We start from the raw sequence: 18,825 nt of genomic DNA, 5'->3' as shown, positions 1-18,825 counted from the left end.
GGGGGTATCGCGAGATGTCAATACTTTACCGCCACCGCTCAGTTGCCGAAGGAAGATTCCAGGACGCATTGACAGCCGTCGGGGGCCTGGCGATACTCCTCGGCAATCGATTTCCCACCGACGGGGAGGTGTCGACGCGGCGGCGCACCCGTCAGCCCGGGCGGCCCTCCTGGCGGCAGCGCGCCTCCGTGGCGGAACCGCTCGCCGCACCGCTGACACCACTCAGAGGAGCATCGTGAGACGTACTCCCCTCGCCCTGCTGGTCGGCCTCTGCACCGCGCTGGCGTCGGTCGTGGCGACCGCGCCGGCGCAGGCCGACGCCCCGATCGGCACGCTGGCCTGCACCTCCATCCCCGCCAACCACGACCCCACGATCAGCGTGATCGTCTACCGGGTCGCCCGCGCCCACAACGTCAACGACAAGGTCATGCTCTCCGCGTTCGAGGCCGGCTGGGTCGAGTCGCACATGAACAACCTGCCGTGCGGCGACAAGTCCTCGCTCGGGGTGTTCCAGCAGCGGTGGGACTACGGCTGGGGCACGCCGGAGCAGATCATGGACCCGGTCTACGCCACCACCCAGTACGTCACCCGGGCGATCGTCTGCGACCGCAACAACCCCCGCTACACCGCCGGCCAGGTCGCCCAGTGCGTGCAGCGCTCCGGCTTCCCCGACCGCTACGACCAGGTGGCGACGAAGGCGCGGACCCTGCTCGACGAGGCGGCCCGGACCCACGCCATCGCCGGCGGGTCCGCCACCGACGTCAGCGGCGACGGACGCGACGACATCGTCAGCTTCACCCAGAACGCCCTCGCCGACGTCTACGTGAGCACCTCCACGGGCGCCGGCTTCGCCGGGACCTCGGTGAAGTGGAACGACTTCTTCTCGATCGGCGGCGAGACCGCCTCGACCGGCGACGTCGACGGCGACGGCCGCGACGACGTCGTCACCTTCGCGCACGGCAACACCGGCGACGTGTACGTGGCGCTGTCGAACGGCACCAGCTTCGGCGGCGGCCAGAAGTGGCACGATTGGTTCGCCCCCGGCGCGGAGATCGGCGCGGTCGGCGACGTCAACGGCGACGGACGCGCCGACATCGTCGCCTTCACCCACAACGCGGCCGGCGACGTCTACGTGGCGCTGTCCACCGGGTCCTCGTTCGCCGGCACCGCCGTGAAGTGGCACGAGTACTTCTCCATCGCCGGCGAGTACCCGGCCCTGGGCGACGTCAACGGCGACGGACGCGACGACATCATCACCTTCACCCAGGGCCCCGCCACCGCCTCCGACGTCATCGTCGCCCTCTCCACCGGCAGCGCCTTCGGCGCACCCCAGAAGTGGCACGACCTCTTCGCCGTCGGCACCGAACTCCCCCGCGTCGGCGACATCAACGGCGACGGCAAGGACGACATCGTCACCTTCACCTGCAACACCAACGCCGACGTCTACGCCGCCACCTCCACCGGCACCACCTTCGCCGGCACCACCGTCAAGTGGCACGACTTCTTCTGCCTCAACGGCGAGTTCCCCTACCTCGCCGACGTCAACGGCGACGGCAAGGACGACATCATCGTCTTCACCAAAGGCACCACCAACGACGTCCACGTCGCGCTATCCACCGGCACCACCTTCACCGCCAGCGCCAAGTGGCACGACTTCTTCGGCCTGAACGGCGAGACCACCCTGTGACCCGCGAACGGGAGACCATCATGAGACCCGACAGACTCTCCTGGCGCGGGGGTGCCGCCGTCGTCCTCGCGGCGGCGCTGCTGGGCCCCGTCGCGCCGGCCGCCGCCGCGCCGGCCAGGCCCGCCGCCGGTCCGCTCGACACGGCCTTCACCCGGGCGGCCGGCGAGTTCGACGTGCCCAGGGACCTGCTGGTCGCCGTCGGCTACGGCGAGACCCGGCTCGACGGACACGAGGGGCAGCCCAGCCAGGCCAACGGCTACGGCGTCATGCACCTGGTCAGCAACCCCCGCCAGCGCACGCTGGAACGGGCGGCCGAACTGACCGGGCAACCGGTGGCCGACCTGAAGTCGGTGACCTCGGCCAACATCAGGGGCGGCGCGGCCCTCCTGCGGGACATCGCCGACGCCGAGCGGCTCACGGCCGCCGACCGGGACCGGATCTCCGCCTGGTACCCGGTGGTCGCGCGGTACGCGCACGCCGCCGACGACGCGACGGCCCGCCTCTACGCCGACCACGTCTACGACCTCCTGCGCGCCGGCATCAGCGCGCCCTCCGTACGGGTCGCGCCACAGCGGGTGCAGCCGGAACTCGGCCGGTACGCCCGCGTCGCCCCCGCCGGGGCGGCGGCACCGGGTGCCCTCGCCGCGGCAGTGCCGGAGTACGCGCCGGCCCGGTGGATCTCGGCGTACGGCGGCAACTACGCGGCGGGTCGCTCGTCGCGGATCACCACTGTCGTGGTGCACGTGACCCAGGGCTCGTACGCCGGCACGGTGAGCTGGTTCCAGAACCCGTCGGCGGGAGTGAGCGCCCACTACGTGGTGAAGTCGAGCAACGGCGAGATCACCCAGATGGTGCGCGAGGGCGACACCGCCTACCACGCGCGGTCGGCCAACCCGTACTCGGTGGGCATCGAGCACGAGGGCTTCGTCGACAACCCGAGTTGGTTCACCGAGTCCATGTACCGCTCGTCGGCCGCGCTGACCCGCTATCTCTGCGACAAGTACGGCCTGCCGAAGAACCGTACCGCGATCAAGGGCCACCACGAGCTGCCGGGCAACGACCACACCGACCCGGGTCCGCACTGGAACTGGAACCACTACATCTCCCTGGTCAACGCGGGCGGCGGATCCGGTGGTCGGTATCTGGCGGGCTCGCCCACGGACTTCAACGGCGACGGCAAGGACGACATCGTCGCCTTCACCCAGAGCACTCTCAACGACGTCTACGTCTCCACCTCCACCGGATCATCATTCGCCGGCACCTCCAACAAATGGAACGACTTCTTCGGCCTCAACGGCGAAACCCTCCTCACCGGAGACTTCAACGGCGACAACCGCGACGACATCGTCGCCTTCACCCACGGCACCCTCGCCGACGTCCACGTCTCACTCTCCACCGGCACCACCTTCAGCCCCAGCACCAAATGGCACGACTGGTTCGCCCCCCACACCGAAGTCGCCGCAGTCGGCGACGTCAACGGCGACGGCAAAGACGACATCATCACCTTCACCCACGACACCAACGCCGACGTCTACGTCGCCCTCTCCACCGGAACGTCGTTCACCGGCACCGCGGTGAAGTGGCACGAATACTTCTCCATCGCCGGCGAACACCCCGCCATCGGCGACGTCAACGGCGACGGACGCGACGACATCATCACCTTCACCCAAGGCCCCAACACCGCCGCCGACGTCATCATCGCCCTCTCCACCGGCACCAACTTCGGCGCACCCCAAAAATGGCACGACCTCTTCGCCGTCGGCACCGAACAACCCCGCGTCGGCGACATCAACGGCGACGGCAAAGACGACATCGTCACCTTCACCTGCAACACCAACGCCGACGTCTACGCCGCCACCTCCACCGGCACATCATTCGCCGGCACCACCATCAAATGGCACGACTTCTTCTGCCTCAACGGCGAATTCCCCTACCTCGCCGACGCCAACGGCGACGGCAAGGACGACATCATCGTCTTCACCAAAGGCACCACCAACGACGTCTACGTAGGACTCTCCACCGGCACCACCTTCAACCCCGCCACCAAATGGCACGACTACTTCGGCCTCAACGGCGAAACCACCCTCTGAAACGTCCCACATAGACGGAAATACGCTCCGTGCCGGCATCCGGCGCGGTCCACCCCGATGGAGGAATTCATGGAAAACATCCCTGCTGACCGCAAGTCCGTCAGCCGCCGCCGACTGCTCGCCGGCGCCGCGGGCGTCGCCGCCGCGGGCGCGTTCGGCGGTGCCCTCGCCGCCCCGGGGCTGGCCTCCGCCGCTGGCGACGGCCACGGCCTGCGCATCGTCAGGCACGAGAACTACGGCCGGCTCCAGTACTACCGGTTCGCCACCGACGCCATCGAGTGGGACCCGGCGGTCAACGTCCTGCTGCCCGACGGTTACCACACCAGCGGCAAGCGCTACCCGGTGTTGTACCTGCTGCACGGCGGCGGCTCCGACTTCCGCGAGTTCCACATGCACCACAACATCATCAACCTGACCGCCGGCAGGGAACTCATCGTCGTCATGCCGGACGCCTCCACCGGGTGGTACTCGAACCCGGTCAGCAGCAACACCGGGCCCCGCAACTGGGAGACGTTCCACATGGCGCAGTTGCTGCCATGGATCGACTCGAACTTCCGCACCTTCGCCGAGTACAACGGCCGCGCTGTGGCCGGCTTCTCGATGGGCGGGTTCGGCGCCCTCAAGTACACCGCCAAGTACTACGGGCACTTCTGCTCGGTCAGCTCCCACTCCGGCCCGGCCAGCCTGCGCCGGGACTTCGGGCTCGTGGTGCACTGGGCCAACGCGACCTCCGCCGCCGTGGACCTGGGCGGCGGCTTCGTCTACGGCGCGCCACTGTGGGACGAGGCTCGGGTCAGCGCCGACAACCCGATCCAGCGCATCGAGAGCTACCGCCACAAGCGGATCTTCATGGTCGCCGGCACCTCGCCGGACCCGGTCAACTGGTTCGACACGGTGAACGAGAACCAGGTACTCGCCGGCCAGCGCGAGTTCCGGGCGGCCCTCGGCCGCGCCGGTATCCCCCACGAGTGGCGCGAGGAGCCCGGCGGGCACTTCTTCCGGCAGCACATCTTCGCCCAGGACCTCAACGGGATGCTCGCACGTCTTCGCCGCGCGGGCTGACTCCCGGCTGACGACGCGCCGCCCACACACCGTCGGCGGCGCGTCGTCAGCTCTAGCAACGCCCACCTCCGTCGGGGTCTCTTCCGGCTCCGACGGCTGGTCTCCTTCCGCGCGCGACGAGCCCGAGCGGGGCCTGCTGGTGCGCGACCCACCCGTCCGACTCTTCCCTGACCGGAGTCACCCATGTCACGGCATTCGAGGAGCAGGGTGCGTCGCATCCTGGTCTCCCTACTCACCCTGGTGGTCGGCGTACTGACGGGGGCGGTGGCCACGTCGTCCCCCGCGCTCGCCGCGCCGAACTTCAAGGCCCCGTTCCCGTGCGGCCAGCGGTGGACGTACGGACACCACAGCGCCGAGGTCCGTCTGGCCCTGGACTTCGTGCGGGCTGACGGAGGATCCACCGCCGGCACGCCGCAGCTCGCCTCCGCGGCCGGGGTCGCCCGGCGGTACTCGCAGCCCAGCGGCGCCGGCAACTACATCGTCATCGACCACGGCGGCGGGTGGACCACCTACTACTTCCACCTCAGTTCCTACTCCGTGCCCGACGGGGCGTACGTGCAGCAGGGCCAGCAGATCGGGACCACGGGCAGCACCGGCAACTCGTCCGGCGCGCACATCCACTACGAGCAGCTCTACAACGGCGTCGGGCAGACGATCATGATCAACGGCACGTCGCTCGCGCCGTATCCCGGCCAGTACCACCAGAAGTACCTGGTCAGCGACAACTGCGGTCCGTCCCCGTCGGGTGGTCGGTATCTGGCGGGCTCGCCCACGGACTTCACCGGCGACGGCAAGGACGACATCGTCGCCTTCACCCAGGGCACTCTCAACGACGTCTACGTCTCCACCTCCACCGGCACATCATTCGCCGGCACCTCCAACAAATGGAACGACTTCTTCGGCCTCAACGGCGAAACCCTCCTCACCGGAGACTTCAACGGCGACAACCGCGACGACATCGTCGCCTTCACCCACGGCACCCTCGCCGACGTCCACGTCTCACTCTCCACCGGCACCACCTTCAGCCCCAGCACCAAATGGCACGACTGGTTCGCCCCCCACACCGAAGTCGCCGCAGTCGGCGACGTCAACGGCGACGGCAAAGACGACATCATCACCTTCACCCACGACACCAACGCCGACGTCTACGTCGCCCTCTCCACCGGAACGTCGTTCACCGGCACCGCGGTGAAGTGGCACGAATACATCTCCAACGCCGGCGAACACCCCGCCATCGGCGACGTCAACGGCGACGGACGCGACGACATCATCACCTTCACCCAAGGCCCCAACACCGCCGCCGACGTCATCATCGCCCTCTCCACCGGCACCAACTTCGGCGCACCCCAAAAATGGCACGACCTCTTCGCCGTCGGCACCGAACAACCCCGCGTCGGCGACATCAACGGCGACGGCAAAGACGACATCGTCACCTTCACCTGCAACACCAACGCCGACGTCTACGCCGCCACCTCCACCGGCACATCATTCGCCGGCACCACCATCAAATGGCACGACTTCTTCTGCCTCAACGGCGAATTCCCCTACCTCGCCGACGCCAACGGCGACGGCAAGGACGACATCATCGTCTTCACCAAAGGCACCACCAACGACGTCTACGTAGGACTCTCCACCGGCACCACCTTCAACCCCGCCACCAAATGGCACGACTACTTCGGCCTCAACGGCGAAACCACCCTGTGAGGGTGTCTCGAATTCCTGCGTAGCGGGTCAGGGGCAGGAGGCGCCGAGTCTCGGGACGACCGTGAATCGGCGGTGGTGCGCGGACTGACCGGGGCGAGGGCCTCCCGAGGCGTTGTCGCCTCGGGAGGCCCCCGCGCTGCGGATCAGATGCCGCACGCGACCGTGGCGCCCCCTCCGGAGAGCAGGTCGGCTCGGGACCAGCCCGACGCGCCGGTCGCGCGGTTGTGCAGGTAGGTCCAGCGGGCCCCGTCGTGCCCGGTCCGTCAGCAGCGGGACGTCGCGGTCTGGCCGGGCTGGCCGTGGCCACGCGAGGTGCAGTCGGAGCCGGGCCCGGTGCGAATGGTGATGCCGGTCCCGGCGAACGTGCCGTTGACCTGCGGCTCGAAGCTGGCGATCCCCTGCGGGCAGGACGCCTGGGCCGGAGCGGCGGACGGCGCGGTCAGCGGGCCCGTCGGTGTGCACGCAGCGCGCCCAGGAGCACGCCGGGGGTGGCCAGCGAGCGCGGGTGCGCAAGCATGGAGACGACCTCGTTGAAGCGTCGGGCGGTCGGCACGTCGGTGACGGTCGCCGTGACGATCTGCCTGCTGGCCCAACTGGAGAGCCGGTAGCCGCGCGGGTAGGGCCCGTCGACGTGCGGCAGCGCCAGGTCGGCGGAGGTCGACATCGACCAGGCGACGTCGACCACGACCTTCTGCAGGGCGAAGAACCGGCGCGCGGGCACGCCCAGGTCCGGGCCCGACCGCAGGTACGCCGACAGGCAGGCCGCGTGCAGCGCCGCCGCCGTCATCCCCTGCCCGTACACCGGATTGAACGACGCGACCGCGTCGCCGACGCTGACGAGCCCGGCCGGCAGGCGCCTCAGCCCGTGGAAGTCGCGTCGCCGGCTGTCGGCGTGGCGGTAGGTCCGCACCTCGCCGAGCATCTCGTTCGCGGCGAGCGCGCCGAACTCCGGCGGGAACTGCTCCCGCAGCCGGCGGGCGAAGTCGTCCGCGGTACGCCCCGGGCGGTTGGCGCCGTAGCCGGCCATCATGGCCATCCACCGGCCGTCCTCCACGGCGAAGAACGCGGCGCCGGCCACGTCCGACGACATCCTCGCGGTGTGCAGCGCCAGGACGACCGTGGCCTCCGGTGCCGCCTCCGGACGCCGGAACAGCGCGGTCGCGTAGTTGAGGTCCACGGTCATCCGCCGCAGGGCGGGCCGGTCCCAGCCGGCCTGCTCCAACCACTCGGAGAGCCTGCTCGAACGTCCCATCGCGTCCACCACGAGGTCACCCGACTCGACGCCCGCCGCCCCGCCGGTCTCGCAGTGGACGCCGGTGACCACGCCGCCGTCGCACACCAGACCCGTGGCGCGGGCGGTGACCGTCTTGACGTTGGGCAGCCGCAGCACCTGCTGGCGGATCAGCCCCTCCAGGAGGGGCCGGGTGCCCGCCAGGCTGTCGGCGTCGTCGGGTACGACGACCTTCAGCCGACCGTCGAGGTAGTTCCGCCTGGCCGCCGGTGGCGCCTCGATCGCCCCCTGGGCCACGGCCCGTTCGCGGAATCCCGGAAACAGGCGTTCGAGCTGGAGGAACCCGCCGGGCAGCAGCGCGTGCAGCTGCGATCCCTGGGGCACGCCCGGCCGACCGCCGGTCACGTGTGGATCGTCGCGGTCGACGATGACGACGCTCTCCGCGTAGTCGGACAACACGCGGGCCGCCAGCAACCCGGCGACGCTGCCGCCGACCACGACGGCCCTGCCGATGACCGGGGACGCCTGGTCGGGTGGCCGCACCGCGTTCAGCGCGGCGAGGACCCGGGCCGGGGACGAGGACATCATGCTCTCCAAGGGGTACGAGGTGGGGGGAGCCTTCCCGCATGCCTGTCAGAGGCCGGTGCGTGGGCGCACCGGCGGGGCGGACCGGTCGGCACGACGCCCGACGATCGTCGCACAGACATCGGCCGCCTTCGAGAAGGTTCTCGGGGGTGGCCGAGCGGGTCAGCCGCCCGTCCGCGCCAGGATCTCCGCAGCCGCCCGCTCGCCGGCTTCGATCGCCCCGTCCAGGTACCCCGCCCACCGGGTGGCGGTCTCCGTGCCGGCCCAGTGCACCCGTCCCACCGGCTGGCGCAGCTCCGGGCCGTAGCCGCACCAGGAGCCGGGGGTCGGCGCCCCGCAGAAGCAACCGCGCGTCCACTCGTCCGCCGACCAGTCGTACTCGACGAACTCCTCGGGCCGCCGGGCGGCCGGTCCGGCGACGGCGGCGAGGGCGTCGAGCAGGCTCGCCCTGCGATCCCCCGGCGGCATCCGTCGCAGCGCGTTCGCCTCCGGACCGTAGCTGAACGCGGTGAGCGCCCCGCGCGGGGAGGCCGGGGTGCTGTTGTCCACCGTCTCGGTCACCGGCCCGGCGAGGCAGAACGCGACACCGGAACGGCCGTCGGCGCGCCAGAACGGTTCCGGGTAGACCGCGTGCACCTTGATCGCCGAGCCCATCGGCATCCGCTGGGTGAGCGCGTCGCGCAGGGGCGGCAGCGGCGGGTCGTACCGGATGCGCCCGGCCAGCGTCGGCGGCACGGCGACCACCACCGTGTCCGCCTCGACGCGGTCGGTGTCGGTGTGCACGACCACGCCGGCACGGTCCTGCGCGATGGCCCGCACGGGCGCGGACAGCCGCACCGCGTCTGGGCCGAGGGCGGCGGCCAGCGCCTCGGCCAGCACCGGCGGTCCGCCGACGATCCGGTCCTGCTGCGCGCCGCCGGCCATCGCGAGCAGCGCCCGGCTGCCGCCGCCGGAGCGCAGGTAGAACGCCAGTTGGAGCACGGAGATCTCGTCCGGGCCGGCGGCCAGCAGCCCGCCCGCGAGCAGCCGCCCGAGGTACCGGGCGGTGGCCGGGTCCGGCGCGGCCGTGCGCAGCCAGCCGGCCAGCGTCGTACGGTCCCACTCGGCGGCCTCGGCCCCCGCCCACGGCGCGACCGGGTCGACCCGTTCGGCGTACGCGTCGAGCAGGTCGAGGACCCGCGCGGCGGCCTCGGGGGCCTCGGCGTGCCGGCCGTCGGGGAAGATCACCGGCGACGCGCCGTGCGCGGCGGACGGGAAGGTGGCGATCCCGTAGCGGGCGAGGAGCCCGTTGACCAGGTCCTGGGTGGGGCCGACCCACTGGGCGCCCAGGTCGAGCTGGGTGCCGTCGGCCAGCCACCGGGTGAGCACCCGGCCGCCCACCCGGTCGCGCGCCTCCAGCACCCGCGTCCGCACCCCGGCGCGGGCGAGCGCGAGCGCGGCGGCCAGCCCGGAGAAGCCGGCACCGATCACGGCGACCTCGGTTCCCATGTCGACGGCATACCCGTTTACGCCGCCGCCATGACCGGCCCTCGCCATCGACCCAGGTGAGCGTCACGGGGCTGCGCGGTCGGCCCGCAGGGGCCATCCTTGTCCGGTGCGGCTGTCGCCCGTCCTACGACGGCGGGTGCGGCGCGCGGACCGGAAGTCAGTCGAGGACACGAAGGAGGATGCCGTGCGCTACGTCGACGGCCCGGCGGTCGAGTGCGACCTGCATGTGGCAGCCGATCCCGCCCGGGTGTGGGAGCTGGTCACGGACATCGAGCTGCCCGCGCGGTTCAGTCCGGAGCTGCGCCGGGTGCGATGGCTGGACGGCAGCCGGGAGCCGACGCCCGGCGCCCGGTTCGAGGGGCACAACCACCATCCGGCGCTGGGCGAGTGGCGCACCATCTCGCACATCGTGCGGTTCGACGAGCCGCGGGCCTTCGGCTGGGTCGTGCTCGACCCGGACAACCGCTTCGGCGGCGGCCCCACCGACCCCGCGCGACCGGGCGCCAGCTGGCAGTACCGCCTCACCGCCGAGGACGGCGGATGCCGGCTGTCCCACTCCGTGCGGATCGGACCCGGCCGCACCGGGCTCAGCCTGATCATCGACCAGGCCCCGGAGAACGAAGAGCAGATCATCGCACGCCGGCTGGACGCCCTGCGGGACGCCATGACCGGCACGTTGCAGGGCATCCGGGACCTCGCCGAAAAGCCGCGCTGACCACGGCGTCGGCGGGCTGAACCGGCGGCGGGCTGAGCGGCGGTGGCGGCTTCGCGGCCACCGCCGGGCCGGGACTCGGCGCGGCGTCGTGGCCGGGCTTCGGCGCGTGCGCCCAGCACGATCGTCCGATGCCCGTGCGCGGCGGCCACCTCGAGCACCCGCCGCGCACGCCGGCGCAGCACCGCCGGCACGTCGGGGGCGTGCGCGGGCTGGGTGCGCACGATCGCGCCGAGGTTCGGCGCCGCGGCGGTGAGGAACGACGTCCGGTAGGCCGCGTCGAGCAGCCCGCCCTTGTCGTCGCGGAACACCGGCACGCCCGGGGAGTAGATGACCCGGTCGCTGTAGTGCAGGTCGCCCTGTCGGGCGATCTCACGAAGGCGGCTGCTCACCGGCGCACCCGGCGCATCCGCCGGCAGGGGGCGTACACAGCCAGCAGGCTAGGCCGCCACCCGTTCCGCCGACAACTGCTTCCCGCGCAGCACCCGGCGGGCCCGCTCAGTGCGCGGCCAGGACCACCCCGTCCGGCTCGAGGCCGGCAAGCCGGGACGGTCGCACGACGACGAACAGGACCGCCGTCGCCGCCAGCATGCCCCCCGCGACGACGACGGACATGGCGACCGCGCCGGTGCCCAGGACGCCCACCAGGGGCGCGGCCAGCGCACCGACGCCGAACTGCACGGCGCCGAGCAGGGCGGAGGCCGTGCCGGCCGCCTCGCCGTGGCGGGACAGGGCCAGGGCCGGCGCGTTCGGCATCGCGAGACCCGCCGCCGCGAGCACCACCCACAACGACACCAGCAGGGCCGGCAGCCCGCCGAAATTGGTCACGGCGAAGGCGAGCAGTGCCAGCCCGGCCACGCTCCCCGCGGCCAGGGCGACGACGAGGATCCGCTGCGGCGGGTGGCGGCGCAGCAGCCGTACGTTGAACTGGGTCGCCGCGATCAACCCGACAGCGCCCGCCCCGAAGGCCAGGCCGAACTGCTGCTCGTCCAGGCCGTACTGGTCCTGGAAGACGAACGACGACCCGGCGACGTACGCGAACAGGGCGGCCATGGCCAGCCCGGCGACCAGGACCAGGCCCACGAACGTACGGTCACGCAGCAGCGCGCCGTACACGCCCACCGTCGCGACCACGCCGCCGCGCCGGCGCCGCTCGGCGGGCAGCGTCTCGCGCAGGCCGAACGCGGCGACCACCACGAGCAGCACGCCGAAGGCGGCCAGCGCCACGAACACGCCGCGCCAGTCCGTCCAACGCAGCAGCCCGCCGCCGAGGGTCGGCGCGAGGATCGGCGCCGCCCCCATGACCAGCAGCAGCCGGGAGAGCAGTTTCGCGAAGGCCGCACCGTCGAACAGGTCGCGGACGACGGCCATCGCGACCACCGAGGCCGCGGCGACGCCGAGGCCCTGCACCACCCGCAACGCGCCGAGAACCGCGATGCTCGGCGCGACGACGCAGAGCAGCGACGCCACGACGTGCAGCGCGATGCCGGCGATCAGCGGCGCTCGCCGGCCGACGGCGTCGGACAGCGGGCCGATCAGCAACTGGCCGAGGGCGAGGCCCGCCAGCGTGCCGGTGAGGGTCAGTTGGACCGCCGCCGACGTCGTCTGGAATTCGTCGACGATCGTGGGAAGCGCGGGCAGGTACATGTCGATGGTCAGCGGACCCACCGCGATCAGCGACCCGAGGACGAGGACGAGCCGCAGGCGTTGCCGGGGGCTCATCAGGTCACCGGGCGTCAGCGGGGCTGCCGGCCCCCTGGGGGCGTCGACGGCGGCCGTCATCGGCTCGCCGCCGGCCGGTCGGTGGGCAGCCGGGCTGGGAAGAGTGCAGGAGTCACATCTGGCTCCAAATCCGGATCCGGTGATCTCATTCCCGCCGGACGGCGAGGTAACGGAGTTCACAGTCGGGCGGCGGCGGCCGAACGGCGCCCGGAGCCGCTGCGCGCGGCCCGGGTCCCGCCGGTCGGGCCCTCGCGCCAGCACCATGTTGTCACCCGTGGCAGCTAATCTGCGCGGGTGTGGGAGACGATGGTGCGGAGCGACCCCGATGGCTGACGCCGACGACGTCCGGCACCTGGCGCTGGCGCTGCCGCACGTGGTCGAGATCGACAGTGAGGGCTTCGACTTCCGGGTCGCCGACAAGGGGTTCGTCTGGTCCTACCCCGAGCGCAGGCCCGGCACGTCGCGCCTGATCCGGACGGACGTCGCGGTGCTCTACGTCGGCGACGAGGCGGAGAAGCAGGCGTTGCTCCTCGGCGAGCCCGAGGTCTTCTTCACCACGCCCGCGTACGAGGGGCTGCCCCTGGTCATGTTGCGGCTGGCGCAGGTGGGCGTCGACCGCCTGACGGAGCTCGTCACCGACGCGTGGCGGATGCCTGTTCCGGGCCCGCTACTCGGCGACGTCGACGGCGGCACCGGTCCCGGCTGAGGCTCCGTCGCGAGACAGCGCTGAGGCTCCGTCGCGGCACCGCTCGACCCGAACCCGCCGGTAACACCTGCGCACCGCCGGCGCATCACCCTCCCACCAAGTGGACGGCCGCAACACATGCCGGGAAACGATCACGGTTGTGCCCGGCGTTTTGGCTGGTCAACGCCACAACATCGTCCGTTCGCCGAACGGATTCGGACCCCTGACCTTTTGATCCACAGGCACGAGGGTGGACACTGCCGAAGGTGCCGCCGCGTCGCGGCCCGCGCATCATTGGTCTAAAGGAGGGCTCGGTCGGTGTTCACTCGTGTCGCCATCGTCAACCGTGGTGAGGCCGCCATGCGGCTCATCCACGCCGTACGGGACATCGCCGCGGAGACCGGGACACGGATCGAGACCGTCGCCCTGCACACCGACGTCGACCGTACGGCCACCTTCGTCCGCGAGGCGGACCTGTCCTACGACCTCGGTCCCGCGTCCGCGCGCCCGTACCTCGACCTGAAGGTCCTGGAGCGCGCCCTGGTGGAGAGCGGGGCCGACGCCGCGTGGGTCGGCTGGGGCTTCGTCGCCGAGGACCCGGCGTTCGCGGAGCTGTGCGAGCGGATCGGCGTCACCTTCGTCGGACCGAGCCCGGACGCCATGCGCAAGCTGGGCGACAAGATCGGCGCGAAGCTGATCGCCGAGGAGGTCGGCGTGCCGGTCGCGCCGTGGAGCCGCGGCGCGGTCGAGACCCTGGACGCCGCCCTGGCGGCGGCGGCCGGGATCGGCTACCCGCTGATGCTCAAGGCGACCGCGGGCGGCGGCGGGCGCGGCATCCGCGTGATCACCAACGAGGCCGAGCTCGCCGACGCCTACGAGCGCACCAGCCAGGAGGCCGCGCGGGCGTTCGGCAGCGGCGTCGTGTTCCTGGAACGCCTGGTCACCGGCGCCCGGCACGTCGAGGTCCAGGTGATCGCCGACGGCCAGGGCACCGCGTGGGCGCTCGGTGTCCGCGACTGCTCGGTGCAGCGGCGCAACCAGAAGGTCATCGAGGAGTCGGCGTCGCCGGTGCTCGGTCCTGAGCAGACGGCCGAACTCAAGACGTCGGCCGAACGGCTCGCCGTCGCGGTCGGCTACCGCGGCGCGGCGACCGTCGAGTTCCTCTACCACCCCGGCGACCGGCTGTTCGCGTTCCTCGAGGTCAACACCCGCCTCCAGGTCGAGCACCCGATCACCGAGTCCACCACCGGCTTCGACCTGGTCAGGGCGCAGCTGCACGTGGCCTCGGGTGGGCGGCTCGAGGGCGAGCCGCCGGTGGAGCGCGGGCACGCCATCGAGGCCCGGCTGAACGCCGAGGACCCCGACCGCGACTTCGCGCCCTCCCCCGGCCGCATCGCGCGGCTGGACCTGCCCGCCGGGCCGGGCATCCGCGTGGACACCGGCGTCAGCGAGGGCGACACCATCCCCGCCGACTTCGACTCGATGATCGCGAAGATCATCGCGTACGGCCGCGACCGCGACGAGGCGCTCGGCAGGCTGCGCCGGGCGATGGCGCAGACCACGGTGATCATCGAGGGTGGCGCGACGAACAAGAGCTTCGTGCTCGACCTGCTCGACCAGCCGGAGGTGATCGACGCCAGCGCGGACACCGGCTGGATCGACCGCGTCCGGGGCGAGGGCAGGCTGGTCACGCACCGGCACTCGGCCGTCGCGCTGGCGGCCGCCGCCATCGAGGCGTACGAGGAGGAGGAGCGCGTCGAGCGGCAGCGGCTGCTGTCGACGGCGTTCGGCGGACGCCCGCAGGTGCAGCACGAGAGCGGCCGGCCGCTGGACCTCAAGCTGCGCGGTGTCGACTACCGCGTGCGCGTTGCGCGGGTCGGCGCACACCGGTTCCGCGTCGGCGTCGAAGCGGGCGGCGCCGTGCGCACCGCCGACGTCGAGCTGGACCGCTTCGACCGGCACACCGGGCAGGTCGTCGTCAACGGCACTCGCTACCGCCTGCTCATCGGCACGCACGGGCCGATCCACCTGGTCGAGGTGGACGGCGTGGCGCACCGGGTCACCCGCGACGAGGGCGGTGTCCTGCGTTCGCCCAGCCCCGCGCTGGTCGTCGCCACGCCGTTGAAGGTCGGCGCCGAGGTCGAGGCGGGCGCGCCGGTGCTGGTGCTGGAGAGCATGAAGATGGAGACGGTGCTGCGGGCGCCGTTCAAGGCGCGGCTGAAGGAATGCGTCGTCTCCGTGGGCACCCAGGTGGAGACCGGCGCGCCGCTGCTGCGGCTGGAGCCGCTCGCCGACGACGCCGAGGCCGGGGAGACCTCGGTGATCGAGTCCGTCGAGCTGGACCTGCCCGAGGCGCCCGCGAGGATCCCGGCGCGGGAGCGCGCCACGCGCGGCCAGGAGGACCTGCGCAGCCTGCTGCTCGGCTTCGACCTCGACCCGCACGACGAGCGCCGGCTGCTCGACGACTACCTCGCCGCGCGCCGGGCGGCCACCGAGGACGGTCACCGGCCGCTGGCCGAGGAACTCGGCCTCATCGACGTGTTCGCCGATCTCACCGAGCTCAGCCGCAACCGGCCGACGGGCGAGGACGGCGGCGGCGCCGGCCACGTGCCGAGCGCCCGCGAGTACTTCCACACCTACCTGCAGTACCTCGACGTGGACCGGGCCGGGCTGCCGGAGACGTTCCAGGCCAAGCTCGCCAAGGCGCTCGGGCACTACGGCGTCACCGAGCTGGAGCGCTGCCCCGAGCTCGAAGCCGCCGTGTTCCGGATCTTCCTCGCCCTGCAACGCGCGTCCGCCGACGCCACGGTCGTCGCGACGCTGCTGCGCGCCTGGCTGCGGGAGCCGCCGCCGGACGAGTCGCTGCGCGAGCCCGCCGGTCTCGCGCTGGAGCGGCTGGTGGCCGCGACGCAGGTCCGCTTCCCGGTGGTCTGCGACCTCGCGCGCGGCGTGGTGTTCGCCTGGTTCGCCCAGCCGCTGCTGCGCCGCAACCGCGCCCGCGTCTACGCCGACGTGCGCCGGCACCTGCGCCACCTCGACGCGCACCCGGACGCGCCGGACCGCGCCGAGCGCGTCGCCGAGATGGTGCGCTCCACCGAGCCGCTGGTGCGGCTGCTCGGCCAGCGGCTCGTCCGCGACGACGTGGACAACGCGGTCATGCTGGAGGTGCTGACCCGGCGCTACTACGGCAACAAGGACCTCAACCGCGTACGCACCAGCGAGGTCGAGGGCTGCACGTTCGTGGTCGCCGAGCGGACGGGCTCGTGCGTGGTCTCCGCCGCCGTGGGCTTCGACGCGCTGGGCAGCGCGCTGCGCGGCCTCGCGGAGCTGGCGAGCGGCCACGACGCCATCGACGTCGACATCTATCTGGCGTGGGAGAACCAGCCGGCGGACTTCGACGCGATGGCGGCGGCGCTGCACGAGGTCGTCAGCGCGCACCCGCTGCCGAACCAGGTCCGCAGGCTCACCACCACCGTCGCGGGTCGCAGCGGCGCGGTGATGCACCACCACTTCACGTTCCGCCCGTCGACCATCGGGATGATGGAGGAGCGGCTGATCCGCGGCCTGCACCCGTACATCGCGCAGCGGATGCAGATGGAGCGGCTCAGCAAGTTCGACCTCACCCGGCTGCCGTCGTCGGACGAGGAGGTCTACCTCTTCCAGTGCGTGGCGCGGGAGAACCCGTCGGACGATCGCCTCGTCGCGTTCGCGCAGGTGCGTGACCTCACCGAGCTGCGCGAGCACGACGGGCGGCTGGTGGCGCTGCCCACGGCCGAGGACGTCCTCGCCACCTGTCTCGACTCGATCCGTCGCGCGCAGTCGCTGCGGCCGTCGAGGAAGCGCTTCAGCACCAACCGGATCGTGGTCTACGTCTGGCCGCCGAGCGACCTCACCCGCGCGGAGCTGGAGATGATCGCCCGGCGGGTGCTGCCCACGACCGCGGGCGCCGGGCTGGAGGAGATCCTGTTCATCGCGCGGCAGCGCGACCGCCGGACCGGCGAGCTGACCAAGATCGCCGTACGCGTCTCGTTCGACGCCGCGGGCGGCACCGCGCTGACCGTCGGCGAGCCGTCGGACGAGCCGGTCGAGCCGCTCGACGACTACCGGCAGAAGGTGCTGCGCGCGAGCAGCCGCAACGCGGTCTACCCGTACGAGCTGACCGGCCTGCTAGGCACCTTCGTCGAGCACGACCTCGACGACGACCACGCGCTGGTGCCGGTCGCGCGGCCGAAGGGGCAGAACACCGCCGCGATCGTGGCGGGCGTGGTGACCACGCCGACCCGGCGGCACCCGCAGGGCGTCACCCGGGTCGTGCTGCTCGGCGACCCGACGAAGGCCCTCGGCGCGCTGTCGGAGCCGGAGTGCCGCCGCGTGATCGCCGCGCTGGACCTGGCCGAGCGGATGCAGGTGCCGCTGGAGTGGTACGCGCTGTCCGCGGGCGCCCGGATCTCCATGGAGTCGGGCACGGAGAACATGGACTGGGTGGCCGCGGCGCTCAAGCGGATCGTCGAGTTCACCCAGGACGGCGGCGAGATCAACGTCGTGGTCGCGGGCATCAACGTCGGCGCGCAGCCGTACTGGAACGCCGAGGCGACGATGCTGATGCACACCAAGGGCGTGCTGGTGATGACGCCGGACTCGGCGATGGTGCTCACCGGCAAGCAGTCGCTCGACTTCTCCGGCGGGGTGTCGGCCGAGGACAACTTCGGCATCGGCGGCTACGACCGGGTGATGGGCCCCAACGGGCAGGCGCAGTACTGGGCGCCGAACCTGGCCGCCGCGCGGGACGTGCTGATGGCGCACTACGAGCACACGTACGTCGCGCCCGGCGAGCAGGCACCACGGCGGGCGCGGACGACCGACCCCGTCGACCGCGACGTCTCCGCCTTCCCGCACGTCGTGGCGGGTAGCGACTTCACCACCGTCGGCGAGATCTTCTCCGCCGAGGCCAACCCGGACCGCAAGAAGCCGTTCGACATCCGGACCGTGATGCGGGCGCTCTCCGACCAGGACCACCCGGTGCTGGAACGGTGGGCGGGCATGGCCGACGCGGAGACCGTGGCGGTGCAGGACGTACACCTCGGTGGCATGCCGGTGTGCCTGATCGGCATCGAGTCACGGTCGGTGCCGCGGCGCGGCTTCCCGCCCACCGACGGCCCGGACACCTACACCGCGGGCACGTTGTTCCCGCGGTCGTCGAAGAAGGCCGCGCGGGCGATCAACGCGGCCAGCGGCAACCGGCCGCTGGTGGTGCTGGCAAACCTGTCGGGCTTCGACGGCTCGCCGGAGTCGATGCGCAATCTCCAGCTGGAGTACGGCGCCGAGATCGGCCGTGCGATCGTGAACTTCCGCGGGCCCATCGTGTTCTGCGTGATCTCGCGGTACCACGGTGGCGCGTTCGTGGTGTTCTCGAAGGCGCTGAACCCGAACATGACCGTGCTCGCGCTGGAAGGCTCGTTCGCCTCGGTCCTCGGCGGCGCCCCCGCCGCCGCGGTGGTCTTCTCCGGCGACGTCAACGCCCGCACCGCGGCCGACCCGCGCGTGCGGGAGTTGGAGGCCCGCGTCGCGGCGGCCTCCGGCACCGACCGCGCGGCGTTGACCGCGGAGCTCGACGAGCTGCGCACGTCGGTGCGCGTGGAGAAGCTGGGCGAGGTGGCCGCCGAGTTCGACCGGGTGCACAACATCCGGCGCGCGGTCGAGGTCGGCTCCGTCGACGCCGTCATCCGCGCGGCGGAACTGCGCCCAGGCGTCTCCTCACTCGGCTTCACGATCACGGCATTACCGCACGGCCGCTCGCAGTTCCACCACAGCGCCAACTACCGCTCGGTGGTCGCCCACGGCACCGCCCGCCTGGTCACC

The 18,825-nt window shown here is 71.9% G+C and carries 10 protein-coding genes and 1 pseudogene; 7 read left to right on the top strand and 4 right to left on the bottom strand.

Annotation, left to right across the window (positions count from 1 at the left end; translation table 11 throughout):
* Positions 1–235 precede the first annotated feature (235 nt).
* From AB0B83_RS20225 to AB0B83_RS20210, 4 genes are all read left to right on the top strand, one after another.
* Positions 236–1,687 (top strand): VCBS repeat-containing protein, encoded by a 1,452-nt coding sequence (locus AB0B83_RS20225; RefSeq protein WP_357579487.1) that lies wholly within the window; start codon positions 236–238, stop codon positions 1,685–1,687.
* Between the two features lie 20 nt (positions 1,688–1,707).
* A complete protein-coding gene (locus tag AB0B83_RS20220; RefSeq protein ID WP_357579486.1) occupies positions 1,708–3,777 on the top strand; it encodes an N-acetylmuramoyl-L-alanine amidase in 2,070 nt (689 codons plus the stop codon).
* Positions 3,778–3,846: 69 nt separating this feature from the next.
* Positions 3,847–4,839, top strand: a complete 993-nt coding sequence (locus tag AB0B83_RS20215; protein WP_357579485.1) for an alpha/beta hydrolase-fold protein — start codon at positions 3,847–3,849, stop codon at positions 4,837–4,839.
* A 183-nt stretch (positions 4,840–5,022) separates the two neighbouring features.
* On the top strand, positions 5,023–6,543 hold the full coding sequence (locus AB0B83_RS20210; RefSeq protein WP_357579484.1) for a VCBS repeat domain-containing M23 family metallopeptidase: 1,521 nt from the start codon (positions 5,023–5,025) through the stop codon (positions 6,541–6,543).
* 439 nt (positions 6,544–6,982) lie between these two features.
* Here AB0B83_RS20210 and AB0B83_RS20205 read toward each other — a convergent pair whose 3' ends face one another.
* A complete protein-coding gene (locus tag AB0B83_RS20205; protein ID WP_357579483.1) occupies positions 6,983–8,359 on the bottom strand; it encodes an FAD-dependent oxidoreductase in 1,377 nt (458 codons plus the stop codon).
* A 162-nt stretch (positions 8,360–8,521) separates the two neighbouring features.
* Entirely contained in the window at positions 8,522–9,847 is a 1,326-nt protein-coding gene (locus AB0B83_RS20200) for an FAD-dependent oxidoreductase (protein ID WP_357579482.1), read from the bottom strand.
* 184 nt (positions 9,848–10,031) lie between these two features.
* Between AB0B83_RS20200 and AB0B83_RS20195 the strand changes: the two genes are divergently transcribed.
* Positions 10,032–10,562, top strand: a complete 531-nt coding sequence (locus AB0B83_RS20195; RefSeq protein WP_357579481.1) for an SRPBCC family protein — start codon at positions 10,032–10,034, stop codon at positions 10,560–10,562.
* A gap of 119 nt (positions 10,563–10,681) precedes the next feature.
* Here the strand turns inward: AB0B83_RS20195 and AB0B83_RS20190 are convergent.
* Both AB0B83_RS20190 and AB0B83_RS20185 read right to left on the bottom strand, forming a co-directional pair.
* Positions 10,682–10,951 (bottom strand): annotated as a pseudogene (locus tag AB0B83_RS20190) (TIGR02452 family protein); the annotation flags it as partial.
* Between the two features lie 106 nt (positions 10,952–11,057).
* Positions 11,058–12,281, bottom strand: coding sequence for a multidrug effflux MFS transporter (locus tag AB0B83_RS20185; protein ID WP_357579480.1), 1,224 nt, complete (start codon positions 12,279–12,281; stop codon positions 11,058–11,060).
* 325 nt (positions 12,282–12,606) lie between these two features.
* Between AB0B83_RS20185 and AB0B83_RS20180 the strand changes: the two genes are divergently transcribed.
* The gene (locus AB0B83_RS20180) at positions 12,607–12,987 is read left to right on the top strand and encodes a hypothetical protein (protein ID WP_357579479.1); all 381 of its coding nucleotides are present in this window, start codon (positions 12,607–12,609) and stop codon (positions 12,985–12,987) included.
* Positions 12,988–13,284: 297 nt separating this feature from the next.
* On the top strand, positions 13,285–18,825 hold a 5,541-nt coding region (locus AB0B83_RS20175; protein ID WP_357579478.1), incomplete at its 3' end, for a carboxyl transferase domain-containing protein.

It is taken from the genome of Micromonospora sp. NPDC049060 (genome assembly GCF_040649055.1).
Taxonomy (GTDB): Bacteria; Actinomycetota; Actinomycetes; order Mycobacteriales; family Micromonosporaceae; genus Micromonospora; species Micromonospora reichwaldensis.
This window is presented reverse-complemented; position numbering and strand designations above follow the sequence as displayed.